Origin of the sequence: Paenibacillus sp. FSL L8-0644, from assembly GCF_038008165.1 — a bacterium.
Classification (GTDB): domain Bacteria; phylum Bacillota; class Bacilli; order Paenibacillales; family Paenibacillaceae; genus Paenibacillus; species Paenibacillus polymyxa_D.
The window spans coordinates 869,076-881,762 of the sequence record NZ_JBBOYN010000001.1; the positions used below are offsets into that span (position 1 = coordinate 869,076).

Annotated in this window: 10 protein-coding genes; 8 read left to right on the forward strand and 2 right to left on the reverse strand. The window is 45.8% G+C overall.

Annotated features, from left to right (window positions below):
* Nucleotides 1–27 precede the first annotated feature (27 nt).
* The 5 genes from NSS94_RS03975 (at nucleotide 28) to NSS94_RS03995 (ending at nucleotide 6,585) form a co-directional block, all read left to right on the forward strand.
* Nucleotides 28–840 (forward strand): fructoselysine 6-kinase, encoded by an 813-nt coding sequence (locus NSS94_RS03975; RefSeq protein WP_165148393.1) that lies wholly within the window; start codon nucleotides 28–30, stop codon nucleotides 838–840.
* 96 nt (nucleotides 841–936) lie between these two features.
* On the forward strand, nucleotides 937–1,650 hold the full coding sequence (locus NSS94_RS03980; RefSeq protein WP_029515807.1) for a GntR family transcriptional regulator: 714 nt from the start codon (nucleotides 937–939) through the stop codon (nucleotides 1,648–1,650).
* A gap of 135 nt (nucleotides 1,651–1,785) precedes the next feature.
* Complete coding sequence (locus NSS94_RS03985) at nucleotides 1,786–3,369, forward strand: amidohydrolase (protein WP_341038714.1); 1,584 nt, start codon at nucleotides 1,786–1,788, stop codon at nucleotides 3,367–3,369.
* Between the two features lie 2 nt (nucleotides 3,370–3,371).
* The gene (locus tag NSS94_RS03990) at nucleotides 3,372–4,802 is read left to right on the forward strand and encodes a YfcC family protein (RefSeq protein WP_340931307.1); all 1,431 of its coding nucleotides are present in this window, start codon (nucleotides 3,372–3,374) and stop codon (nucleotides 4,800–4,802) included.
* Nucleotides 4,803–4,914: 112 nt separating this feature from the next.
* The gene (locus NSS94_RS03995) at nucleotides 4,915–6,585 is read left to right on the forward strand and encodes a ribonuclease J (RefSeq protein ID WP_029515804.1); all 1,671 of its coding nucleotides are present in this window, start codon (nucleotides 4,915–4,917) and stop codon (nucleotides 6,583–6,585) included.
* A gap of 270 nt (nucleotides 6,586–6,855) precedes the next feature.
* On the opposite strand, the gene NSS94_RS04000 is transcribed toward NSS94_RS03995, so the two are convergent.
* Nucleotides 6,856–8,115 (reverse strand): BaiN/RdsA family NAD(P)/FAD-dependent oxidoreductase, encoded by a 1,260-nt coding sequence (locus tag NSS94_RS04000; RefSeq protein ID WP_340954175.1) that lies wholly within the window; start codon nucleotides 8,113–8,115, stop codon nucleotides 6,856–6,858.
* A 291-nt stretch (nucleotides 8,116–8,406) separates the two neighbouring features.
* On the opposite strand from NSS94_RS04000, the gene NSS94_RS04005 reads away from it, so the two are divergent.
* From NSS94_RS04005 to nadE, 3 genes are all read left to right on the forward strand, one after another.
* The gene (locus NSS94_RS04005; RefSeq protein WP_039270619.1) at nucleotides 8,407–10,146 is read left to right on the forward strand and encodes a two-component system sensor histidine kinase NtrB; all 1,740 of its coding nucleotides are present in this window, start codon (nucleotides 8,407–8,409) and stop codon (nucleotides 10,144–10,146) included.
* Nucleotides 10,147–10,287: 141 nt separating this feature from the next.
* Nucleotides 10,288–10,722: a BrxA/BrxB family bacilliredoxin gene (locus NSS94_RS04010; protein ID WP_029515801.1), complete on the forward strand. Its 435-nt coding sequence runs from the start codon at nucleotides 10,288–10,290 to the stop codon at nucleotides 10,720–10,722.
* A 101-nt stretch (nucleotides 10,723–10,823) separates the two neighbouring features.
* The gene (gene nadE, locus NSS94_RS04015; RefSeq protein ID WP_025722646.1) at nucleotides 10,824–11,633 is read left to right on the forward strand and encodes an ammonia-dependent NAD(+) synthetase; all 810 of its coding nucleotides are present in this window, start codon (nucleotides 10,824–10,826) and stop codon (nucleotides 11,631–11,633) included.
* A 113-nt stretch (nucleotides 11,634–11,746) separates the two neighbouring features.
* Here nadE and NSS94_RS04020 read toward each other — a convergent pair whose 3' ends face one another.
* The gene (locus tag NSS94_RS04020) at nucleotides 11,747–12,574 is read right to left on the reverse strand and encodes an alpha/beta hydrolase family protein (protein ID WP_341038715.1); all 828 of its coding nucleotides are present in this window, start codon (nucleotides 12,572–12,574) and stop codon (nucleotides 11,747–11,749) included.
* Nucleotides 12,575–12,687: the final 113 nt, after the last annotated feature.

Here is a 12,687-nt window from a genome sequence, read left to right on the forward strand (position 1 = left end):
CGCACTTACCAACAGGAGGAAACCATCATGAAAGTTCTAGGCATTGGCGATAATGTGGTAGATAAATATGTTCATCTGCGCATGATGTATCCTGGCGGCAATGCGCTTAATTTCAGTGTGTTTGCCAAAAAAGCGGGAGTAGATGCAGCCTTTATTGGAGTATTCGGGGATGATAACGAAGCACAGCATGTAGAACACATTCTCCGTGAGCTGGAAATCGACATTTCACGGTGCAGATATCACAGCGGTGAGAACGGCTGCGCACGTGTAACCCTGGAAGACGGGGACAGAGTATTTCTGGGCAGCAATGAGGGAGGAGTTACACGTCTCCACCCGCTGAAGCTGAGTGAAGATGACAAGGCCTATGTTGGCGGGTTCGACCTTATTCACACGGGCTTGTACAGTCATACAGGGCACTTGCTGCCTGAATTGGAGACGCTGGGAATCCCTCTTTCTTTTGACTTTTCAGATGATTTCGTAGATGAACAGGTCGAGAGATATATTGCGTACGCCGATTTTGCATTCTTCTCTTGCAGCCATATGACGGATGAAGAGACACAGAACTATATCCGCTCCAATCGAAAAAAAGAGGGGCAAATTCTGGTAGCCACACGCGGCGGAGATAGATCTATTGCCTATGATGGTACCAAGTTCTATTTTCAAACGCCTGATTCCGTGGACGCTGTGGATACGATGGGGGCAGGAGACTCCTATATCACCGCCTTTTTACTGAGTTTTTTGAAAAAGGATAATATTCAGGACGCTATGGCAGAAGGATCGAGGGTTGCCGCCCAGAGCTGTCTGGTAGAAGGTTCATTCGGATACGGCGTCCGTTACTAATAAACTTTTTTCAAACATCTTCACTTGTAAGAATATGTAACATTTGATACTCTAAGTGGGAGTAATATAACGTTATATGACAAGTGAGGGTACATTATGTTGAATTCAGATCAAGCAGAGCCATTATATATTCAATTACAAAAAGCGGTCAAAACTGCTATTCATAATGGAACATATACGCAGGGAAGTCGTATACCGACCGAAACTGAGCTAAGCGAGACCTACAATGTAAGTCGAATTACCGTAAGAAAAGCGATTGCCGAATTGGTTCATGAAGGTTATCTGACCAAACGTCAAGGAAAAGGAACCTTTGTCAATGTACCCAAAATTGGGCGGAAGATTGAACATGTCATCAGCTTTACGGCTGCCTGCAAATCCAACGGCCTCTCTTCACACAGTGTGGTCACAGAACGTGAAATCATAGAAGCAGATGAGGAAATTGCACATCAGTTGCAGCTGCCACAAGGAGAAAAAGTGTTATATATTCAGCGCCAAAGATACGCCGGTGATCGACCGCTCATGCTGGAGAATAATTTTTACCCTTATGACCGATTTTCTTTTCTAATGGAAGAGCAGTTAGAGGGCTCTGTATATGAGCTATTGCGTCATAAATATAGCATCGATCCTAACCAACCGGGAGAAACGATATTACAAATCGCCTTGGCGGATGAATACCAGGCAAAGCTGCTAGAGACGGCCATCGGACAGGCGTTGTTCTACATGCATACGATTATTTATGATCAGCATGGAAGCCCCGTTCATGTAGGTAAGCAGTACATCATTGGGGACCGTTATCAATTCTCAATATAAATCCGTTGCCTGTTACGTAATGTTATTCAGGTACGGCGCAGCTTCTGCTTCCACTCGATGAGAGAAGCAGAAGCAATATTATAACGTTATATTACGTTATGTTATGAAGCGGATAAATAATGAGGAGGTGAAACTGTGCAAGGGAAGAAGGACACATTAGCGGACAAGGTTCTACTGTCAAATGCTATTTTTAATGGCTTAGAAAATGAAGCTTCGCCTGGGTTTATTGCACTGCGGGGAGAATGTATTGCAGCAGTGGGGCGTCCCGAGGAAGCACAAGCTTGGATAGGAACTGAAACGGTTGTCTGTGATTTGGGTGATGCTTTTATCATGCCAGGAGTTCATGACAATCATGTATTTTTTACCGGATATATGTCGATGCATCGGGGCGTGGATTTGACTCATGCAGCCTCGATTGGAGAAGCAGTGGAATCCATGCTGCAAGCGGCAAACAATCTCCCGCCAGGGAAAGATGTAACCGCTTACGGTTGGAGCGAGGAAAGATGGGGCAAGCTGCCGGAACAAAGGTTGTTGGACGAGATGTTCCCTGATCGGGCGGTAATTGCCATTAACCTAAATAAAAGCTACTGCTGGATGAACCGACTGGCTCAGGAGAAATATCAATTTTTGCCGGATCAATGCAGTGCTGAGGCACGCGCTTTGCTACTCCAAGCCATGATGCAGGATCGCAGCCTTGTCAAACAAGAGTTTGTGGAGTTTTGCCGCCTGCTGGCTGCACGAGGAGTTACTTCCATAAAGGATATTGGCTTTGACCGACATAGCGAGCTACTGCCGATTCTAGAAGAATTGAAAGAAGCAGGAGAACTGCCACTCCGATTTCATTTTTCGCTTGAACCCGTTGTTGAACCGTTGGATGTTGGCACCGGTATCAAGTATAAAGCACTTTATAATGGAGACCTTATTCGTTTCCAAGGATACAAGCTGATGCTTGACGGCGTTGTAGCCGATCATACAGGGGATATGTTGGAGCCTTACGCAGATATGCCTGAAGTCACGAATTTAAGAACGGTTGATTATGAAAAAATTGAAGCCTCAGTTCTGGAAGCAGACAGCCAAGGTATCAAATGCTGCCTAACTGCAGAAGGGGATGCTGCAATTCGCCAGGCAGTATCGATGATTGAAAAATGCCGCGAACAACAAGGTAATCACCTTATTAGACATTCGATCAGTGATCTAGAGTATCCTCACCCAGATGATCTGATTAGAATGGGCGAGAACGAAATTTTTGCCGAAGTCTACGCCCAAATCCTGCTACTGAATCCTTCTTACGAGGATGCTTATATGTCTGCTGTGGTAGGTAAAGACAATGAAAACCGCTTTTATAATTATAAATCCATGCTGGAGGCTAACGTGCCAATAACCATTGGGACTGATCTGCCTTTATTTATCACTAGTGTCCCTGATTCACTGTATGCAGCCTCTCACCGATTATTCCCGGATGGCTCGCCTGCAGGAGGCTGGTATCCTGACCAAGGGATGCCGCCATCCGAAGTTTTAAGGGCATGGACCATTAATGGAGCCAAACATTGTTATATGGAAGAAGTTACAGGTACGCTGGAGGCTGGAAAATATGCTGACATCGCCGTTTTTGATCGCGACCTCCTTAACGCATCCGCTGGGGACATCAGGGATGCCCAAGTGATATTGACCATTATGGGAGGGAAGGTTACGTATAACCATTCTTGGAATGAGGGATAAACATGAACATCAAGAATAAGAAATGGAAATTATCCTTGCCCCATAGTTATACTTTAATATTTTTGATTATTATTACGGTCGCTGCGTTGACATGGATTGTACCCAGCGGACAGTTTGAGCGTCATGAAGTGACAGTGAACGGTGTGATCAAAACGGCAATCGTTTCGGGAACCTATCACACTGTACCCAAAACGGGTGAGAATGGTGATTTAAGACAGGGAATCCCCCAAATCCTTAGCGCCCCGATTGAAGGGATTATCAATGCTGCCGATGTGGTCTCTTTTGTCCTTATTGTAGGCGGCTCCTTCGGGATTATTCTGCAGACGGGAGCCATCGATCGTGCTCTGACGGCTCTTGCCAGGCGACTGAAGAATAAGGGGATTTTGCTTATTCCAATTGCCATGGTTATATTCAGTCTCGGAGGCTCTACCTTTGGGATGAGCGAAGAAATTATCCCGCTGTATGCGATTTTTATTCCGTTAATGTTTGCTCTAGGCTTCGATTCTATGACTGCTATTCTCATTCTATTTCTGGGAACGCAAATTGGCTATGTTGGTTCGACTGTGAATCCATTTTCAGTATTGATTGCCCAGGGAATCGCGGGAGTGGAGGGGAATCCTCAGCTCTGGCTGAGATTTATTGAATGGCTTGTATTTACTATGATTTCTATTGCCTTTACGATGTGGTATGCGCACCGGGTTAAGAGAAATCCGGAGAAATCCATTGTTTTTCAGAGTGATATTATAAATCGCGAGCAATTTATAAAAGAAAATACAGGTGAGGACGTCGTCTTCACGTTTCGGGACAAATTAATTATAGGTGGATTTATTGTAACGCTGGGAGCCATTGTCTGGGGAATTTTGGTCAAAGGCTGGTATATGACTGAAATCGGCGCCCTTTTCTTCGCACTCGGTCTTTTTGTCGGGGTAGTCACCAAAATGAGCCAGAAGGAGATAGCTGAGAATTTTGTAAAAGGGTGTGGAGAATTCATCTACGCTGCAGTGATTATAGGTCTCGCTCGCGGAATTCTGATCATCGCCGAGCAGGGTATGATCATTGATACCGTATTGAATGCACTCGCAGGCATCCTGGAAGGATTGCCAAATTACTTGTTCACAACCATTATGTTGGTTGCACATAATATTATTACTTTCCTGGTCCCATCTTCTTCGGGGGAAGCAGCACTAACTATGCCTGTACTTGCACCGCTTGGCGATCTTGTAGGCATCAATCGTGAAGCCGTAGTCACAGCGTACCAGTTTGGTAACGGGTTAACCAATCTCATTTCACCGACAGGTGGAGTTCTGCTAGCAGGATTGGCCATTGCCCGGATCAGCTTTGGACAGTGGCTGAAGGTAATCTTCAAGCTATTCCCCATCCTGTGGTTAATTGCTGCTATTTTCGCTGCTATTTCGGCTGCGGTGGGTATCTAATAAATCAAGTGAGAACCCCTGTCTTTTAGAGACAAGGGTTTCTTTTTGTGTATAAGTTTACGTGGAAAATGAATAATATGGATAGCATTTTTCTAAGGAGGAAATAAACTTGATGCTTGGTGATAATAGATTACTCATTGCTGCTTTAGGCGGTGTGAATGAAATCGGGAAAAACATGTATTTCATCCAATACGATCAGGATATCGTCGTAATCGATTGTGGTTCGAAGTTTCCTGATGAGAACTTGCCTGGTATTGACCTTATTGTGCCCGATGTCACCTATCTGCTGGAAAATCAGGATAAAGTCAGAGCGCTCATTGTGACTCATGGGCATGAGGATCACATCGGAGGTATTCCCTATCTGCTCAAGCAGATTAACATGCCCGTTTATGGGACAAAGCTCACCATCGAATTAATTAAGATTAAGTTAAGGGAACATAACCTTTTGCGTGATGCCGAGCTTCATCTTATAGATGCGGATTCAACCGTTCAAGCGGGAACGATTCAGGCATCCTTTTTCACCACGGTTCACAGTATCCCGGATTGCCTGGGTGTCTTTTTTCAGACACCGGAAGGAAATGTGGTCCATACCGGCGATTTCAAATTCGATATGTCTCCCGTAAGCGGACCTTTTCCCGATCTTCATCGAATGGCTGAAATAGGAAAGAAGGGGGTGAAAGTGCTGCTCTCCGAAAGTACAAATGCGGAAAGGCCAGGATTTACCCCTTCAGAACGTTTGGTTGGCGGGCATATTCTAGATGCATTTGCCAGAGCCAAACAGCAGGTGTTTATCTCCACGTTCGCTTCTAATGTTAACCGTGTCCAGCAAGTCATTGACGCGGCTGTGGAAACAGGCAGGAAACTGGTTTTACTCGGACGCAGTATGATAAATGTGGTGTCAGTGGCCAAGGAGCTGGGCTTCTTGCATATGCCTGAGGATTTGCTGATTGAGGCGGGAGAAACAGAGCGGTTTCCCGCAGAAGAAATTGCAGTTTTATGTACCGGAAGCCAGGGAGAGCCGATGGCCGCATTGTCACGTTTAGCCAATTCCCTGCATCCCAAAATCGAAATTTTGCCTGGTGATACGGTCATCATTGCTGCGGGAGCCATACCGGGGAATGAGCGAAACCTTTCCCAGGTCATTGACAACCTGTATGTGCTGGGTGCCCAGGTTATTTATGGATCAGGCAGCTCTACAGGAATGCACGTATCCGGTCATGGTAGCCAGGAAGAACTGAAATTAATGATGACTTTGATGAAACCACAGTATTTGATTCCTATACATGGTGAATTCAGAATGCTGTATCAGCATCGTCAGCTAGCGGAGTCTGTGGGGATTCCGATGGAGAATGTATTTATCGTCCATAACGGTGACACGATTCAAATTGAAGAGGGAAGGGCATCCCTGGGGCCTAAAGTACCAGCCGGCAATAGCTTGGTAGACGGGTTGGTAACCGGTGACGTAGGTAATATTGTCCTGCGTGACCGTAAAAAACTTTCTTCAGACGGAATGCTGATTATTGTGATGACGTTGAGTAAAAATGAGAAGCAAATGCTCGCAGCGCCAGAGGTCATTTCAAGAGGGTTTGTATATGTTAAGGATTCCGAAGAGCTCATGAGTCAGATCCACGACACGATTATGTCCACAGTGAACGAGCTAACAGAAATCGAAATGAGTCAGTGGGGACTGATTAAGCAGATGTTAAAAGATGATGTTGGTCGGTTCATTTACAATCAGACGAAGAGAAGACCCATGATTTTACCTATCATTATTGAGGTTTAAGATAGCGGCAAATGTCAAAACAAGATAGAGCTTGTTCAATACACGATTACTCAAAAAAAGACTTAACTCAGCAATTCAACTGATTTAAGTCTTTTTCATTTCCTTTTCCTATCTCCCCCAAACAAATGAGGATGCAGTGGTGGTATGCAGCGCAGCGGAGGATTTGAATCTGAAGAAGCGACAGCGTTCGCCTTTGCCACGGAATTTTTATATAATCAAGAGAATCCCGTGGCAACAGCGATCGTAAGATCAAGTCCTACGCGCAGCGTCTTAATCGCTTACGGCCGCTTGTGTCCCTGCTGTATGCCCTGTCGTAAACGCCGCTGTAATATTATAACCACCTGTGTAACCGTGAATATCGAGAATCTCACCGCAGAAGAACAATCCAGGCATCAGCTTGGACTCCATCGTTTTCGGATTAATTTCCTTCAAATTCACACCGCCCCCGGTAACAAATGCTTCCTTCAGAGAGAGCGTACCGTTCACACGGATTGGAAACGCCTTAATGCGATGAGCAAGTTCTTGCCATTGCTGCTTGGGAATATGATCATAGGTCAAGTCCTCACGCAGTTCGGCTTGCTGGAGCAACAATGGAATCAAGCGTTCCGGTAAATAAGGCTTAAGCACGTTTTTGATCGCTTTTTTAGCATCGACCGATGCCAACTCCAGCGTCTCACGGTAGACTTCATCGGCATGTTTATGAGGCTGCAAATCGAGAGTCAATAACACCGTGTTTACCTTATCTTTTTTCATTCCCTTGACGACAAATTGACTGCACCGCAAAGCAGTTGGGCCAGATAGACCGAAATGTGTAAAAATCATATCTCCTTCATGGACGACAACTTTCTTTTGCTTCGCATTCCATACGGTCAGACTGATGTCGCGTAAGGATAGTCCCTGAAGCTCTTTCGTCTGGATGAACGTTTCGCCTGAGGTCAATGGCACCTCTGTTGGATACAGCTCCGTAATGGTATGCCCCGCTTGTTCTGCCCATGCATAGCCGTCACCTTCCGAGCCGGTATGCGGGACGGACTTGCCACCGACGGCTACAATGACATTACGGCTATGTAGGATTTCACCGGAACGCAGCCGTACCCCAGCTGTATGACCTTCTTTGTAAATAACCTCTTGAACAGGAAGACTTGTCCGAATTTCGACTCCTTGAGAGCGTACCTTGTTAATCAAAGCATCGACTACTGTTTTGGCTTTGTCCGTCACTGGAAACATACGCCCATTGTCTTCTTCCTTTAAGGCTATACCCAGCTGTTCAAAAAAGGCGATGATATCCCGATTGCCAAAAGCCGCCAGTGCACTGTGCAGAAAACGGCCATTGCCGGGGATGTGCCGAATGAGTTCGTCCAGCTCTTTGGCATTCGTGACATTGCAACGGCCTCCACCAGAGATCCCCAGCTTTCGCCCGAGTTTATTTCCTTTTTCAAGTAAAAGCACCTTGGCGCCCTCACTGCTGGCAGCGGCAGCAGCCATTAATCCGGCTGAGCCGCCTCCGATCACAATAACGTCGTAAGTCATAAACCTCTTCCTTTTCGTCGACAAATTTTCAAAAAATTCAGAACGGCGTAACCAATTTTTCATCATATCGCAATACCGTCATTTTAGATAACCTAAGGGCACGGTAAACGTGTATATTTTTCAATTTACAGGATTTTAAAACGCGTAAAAACGATCTTCTTATATACATCTGGTATTTAGCAGATTTTGTCGTTCTATACCGGAATTTTAACACATATATTGTAATATATTGTAGCCTGTGCTTTAATTCAACTAACGGCGTCAAGGAAAGATGATGAGGGGGAGAAGTCCTTGTTAATTGCGTTGAAGGAAAGTGTGCTCCAAGTTCTCCTTGCCGTTATATCGGCGGGTTTTTTCTCTATATTAACGGATTATGGGGATAAGAAAAAGGTTTGGGGCGGCAATCTGCTTCCTGGACCCACTCAAGGAATACTGTATTTGTGTTGCTTACCAGCCATATTGCTATGTACACTCTTTCAATATCAGTCTCCGTATGGTCTACCTTCTAATCTCGGTATTATTCCCCTTGCTGTTGGCATCATGTACGGTAGACGTCGCACTGCCTTTGTGCTCGCTGCTTCCGCACTGATGGGTGTCCTGATTATAGCCCAGTCGACAGAAATGTCCCCAATGTATGTGGGCACTGGTTTTATCCTTTTTCCTTTTATGCTCCTGCATGTCAAGTTTTTTCAAAGAGGAACATTGCTGGACAAAAAGCTCCTGATCTCTGCATATGTTGTGGCTGATATGCTGTTTAAGGCGATATTTCCGCTACTGTGGGGCAAACAGGATGTTTCTGTATACATTCCTGACTTACTTACAACGTTTTGGAATATGGGTGCAGGGGTGCTGGCAAGTTTTACGGTCGTGAGTCTAATGCATAATGCCTTTGAGAAACTGACGCTTCGGCGTGATGTGACTGAGTTTACGAGCAAATACTTAATTGAAGTGGATAAGCTGCGTCAAGTTATGGATTTGATGCCGTTATCTCTTGTTACTCTGGACAGCGAAGAACGAGTTATACATATGAACAAAACGATGCTGGAACTCTATCGAAACTACGATCCCTACATTACACTGCCTGAGATAGTGGGTCGTCCATTGAGCACGTTATATGGTTTTGACACTTTACCTGTGGTTAACGAACGAGTTGCGAAAGCATTGGAAGGAGAGGCGGGTGCTGATTTTATAAATGTTACTCCCAAAGTATTCTTCTCCAGTTTCCTTCCTATTCGGGATAAACATGTAAACCAAACGACAGGCGTCATTATCGCCCTGCAAGATATTACAGAGCTTGAGACGCTGCGCAGTGAGCTGGGCAATTTCGAGAGGCTCAGCCTGGTTGGACAGATGGCAGCGGGCATTACTCATGAAATACGTAATCCGATGGCGGTTGTGCGTGGTTTTTTACAGCTTATGCGTGAGAAAAGCCCAGAATCCCTCAACCATTATTACCGCATTGTGATGGAGGAACTTGACCGGGCGAACGGGATTATTAACGATTTTCTTTCACTGGCCCAGAATCGAATTGTCGAGAAGGAGCAATGTCATCTGCATGATATTATTCGCGAACTGACGCCTTTATTGTGGGCAGATGCGAATCTGAGGGGGCAGACGATTGATCTAAAGCTGGAGGATCATGTGACGATGCTGCATTTGAACCCTAAGGAAATAAAGCAATTGCTGCTTAATTTATCGCGTAATGCGATGGAAGCCATGGGGGAAAAGGGAGTGCTGACCATTTCTACTCATGAGGAAGGGGATTTCGTGGAACTGGAAGTAAAGGATACAGGGCCTGGAATTTCGCAAAAACAGCTTGAAAAGCTGTTCCAACCTTTTTACACCACCAAAACGAAAGGTACAGGTCTGGGTCTGGCCTTATGTCAAAGTATAGTGGAGCGTCATCACGGTACGATTGCCGTAGATTCGGTGGAGGGAATGGGCACGCAGTTTAAAGTTCGATTGCGCAGAACCGTCCCGACTTACCGGGATCATTCTGAGCCTCCTGTCATGAGTCCGATACAGAAATAATCGTTCAAAAATATAGCCGGATTTTTGCAAATTACGTGAAAAAGATTGTATAATGAAATTTAGATGTCCATGCCTTTACTACGGCAAAGGATGAAATTAGAAACGTACTATACATGATTTTCGGAAAAGGAGTGAAAGAATATGTCTATGTCTTTCGATCAATATATGAGAGATTCAGTTCAGCCGATGCGCGATGAACTGACGAATCTTGGGATTCAGGAACTGCGTACCTCTGAAGATGTGGAGGCCAAGCTGCCTAATAGTAAAGGAACAGTGCTGGTGGTTGTGAACTCGGTATGTGGTTGTGCCGCAGGCCAATGCCGCCCGGGTGTGGGTGAAGCACTGAAGCATGATATTACGCCAGATCATCTGTATTCGGTTTTTGCCGGACAGGACAAGGAAGCAACGGCAAAGGCTCGCGAATTTTTCGCACCTTACCCACCGTCTTCCCCTTCTATCGCGCTGTTGAAAGACGGCGAGCTGGTTCACTTCATCGAGCGTCATCAGGTGGAGGATCGTTCGGCAGATCAGATTGCTGCTGATTTGACCAGTGCATTTGATCGTTTTTGCCGGTAAGACTGCTCAAGCTATGCCCCGCATTTTTCGCCTGCGAAACTTGCCGGGGCTTTTGCATGTTGGCTTGTGAAGGAAATTCCTAAAAAAGAGGTGCTTATCTGATGAGTTTGCAGGAACAGATTATTGCTGAATTGGGAGTACAGCCTACGATTAACGTAGAGGCAGAGGTCCGTAAGCGTGTGGATTTCCTCAAGTCGTATGTAACGAAAACGGGAAGCAAAGGGCTGTTGATCGCCATCAGTGGCGGGATTGACAGTGCCGTAGCAGCTGCTTTGTGCAAGCGCGCTACAGATGAATTGACGCAGGAACAAGGAGACGAATACAAAACGTTGGGTGTATTCCAGCCATACGGCCAACAGGAAGATATCGAGCATAGCTACGCGGTTGCCAAAGCGTTCGACCTGAAATATGCCGGGGAAACGAACATTAAGGAAGCCGTGGACAAGGTTGCCGTGGAAGTGGAGCATACGTTAAAGGATATTGGTCTTGAGCGTTCGATTACTCCGCAAGTGAGAGGGAATGTAAAGGCAAGAACACGTATGGTAGTTCAGTACGCACTTGCGAATGAGCTGAATTTGCTCGTCGTTGGCACAGATCACGCTTCCGAAGCCATCACAGGCTTTTATACCAAATGGGGCGATGGTGCGGTCGATATTACGCCACTTAGCACGCTGAACAAACGTCAGGTGCGCTTGCTCGCCAGCTATCTCGGAGTTCCGCAGGCCATTTTGGACAAAGCGCCTACAGCTGGATTGTGGGAAGGCCAGACGGATGAAAAAGAACTGGGGATCTCCTACGAAGCAAACAGTGACTATCTGGAAGGCAAGGAAATTGACCCGGCGGCACGCGAAAAGCTGGAAAGCTTCTTTACACGTACTGCGCATAAGCGGACAAGCATCCCAGGAGTCTAAGCATTAATCATTATGTAATTTTAAAATGCTCAAGCGAGGATTTGCAAAATTCTGAAGTAAATAAATGCGGCGATCCGCCCGGCGGATCGCCGTTTGTATTGAAGGGGTAATAATTAATTGGCGATCCACTCAATGAAGCGGCGGGTTTCGGTAATCGCCTGATCCAGTGGAAGACTGCCTCCCTGGAATGGATGAACGGTATTAAAGGTATGATTGCCGCCTTGAATTTGTACCCATTCGATGTCGGGACGAACGGATGTGAGCAGGGCAGAGCCTTCTCGTAGACGTTTGGAATCTTCGGTTCCCTGGATCAGTACAGCTGGGAGCTGGCTGTTGGCAAGTCTGTCTACAATGGCAAAACGCTGGCGATTTTGTTCCAGGTCTTCCAGAATGATAACATCCAGCGGGAGCTGTTGCCCGGTTCTGGCGTTCTCCACATAGCTGCGCCCCTTGGCGCGCATTTCTTCTTTTTGCGGTAAAGTAAACAGATCAAGATCTGTCACGCCATTCCATGAAATGACGCCAGCAATCTCGCCGGGATGATCTAGAGCATATACAAAGCAGCTTCCCGCGCCTCGGCTATGACCTAACAGAAACAATGGCAATTCTCTGAACTCATGACGGGCTCTCAGATTGGATAGCAATAGTTCCAAATCCTCTTGTTCGCGGCTATAGGTGTTGCGTGCGAACTTTTCCAGCTCGGTAAAATTCTCCAGATCCTCACCTATGCCATTATGTGAAAAGTTGAAGGTCACAACATGGTTATCCATACTCAATGCTTCTGCTATATAGGGGAACATGCCCCAATCCTTAAATCCTTTGTAGCCATGAGCGATGATGAGCAGGCTTTTGGCTGTTTTTTTAGAGGGAAACCAGGAAGCCCGGATCACCGCATCTGTTCCTGCTTCGGTAACTGCTTCAACAATAATGGTTTCTGACATCCTATCCTTCCTTTCTACGGGAATTTTTTTAAAATGGGCATATCAGCTGAATTTCAAACATTCATCTATAGCCTTTCTTATTTTAACATATTTTGGTGCTGTTTTTACGCCTT

Coding starts and splice junctions, on each gene's coding strand:
- NSS94_RS03975 (WP_165148393.1), top strand. CDS start 28: ATGAAAGTTCTAGGCATTGGCGATAATGTGGTAGATAAATATGTTCAT.
- NSS94_RS03980 (WP_029515807.1), top strand. CDS start 937: ATGTTGAATTCAGATCAAGCAGAGCCATTATATATTCAATTACAAAAA.
- NSS94_RS03990 (WP_340931307.1), top strand. CDS start 3,372: ATGAACATCAAGAATAAGAAATGGAAATTATCCTTGCCCCATAGTTAT.
- NSS94_RS03995 (WP_029515804.1), top strand. CDS start 4,915: ATGCTTGGTGATAATAGATTACTCATTGCTGCTTTAGGCGGTGTGAAT.
- NSS94_RS04000 (WP_340954175.1), bottom strand. CDS start 8,115: ATGACTTACGACGTTATTGTGATCGGAGGCGGCTCAGCCGGATTAATG.
- NSS94_RS04010 (WP_029515801.1), top strand. CDS start 10,288: ATGTCTATGTCTTTCGATCAATATATGAGAGATTCAGTTCAGCCGATG.
- nadE (WP_025722646.1), top strand. CDS start 10,824: ATGAGTTTGCAGGAACAGATTATTGCTGAATTGGGAGTACAGCCTACG.
- NSS94_RS04020 (WP_341038715.1), bottom strand. CDS start 12,574: ATGTCAGAAACCATTATTGTTGAAGCAGTTACCGAAGCAGGAACAGAT.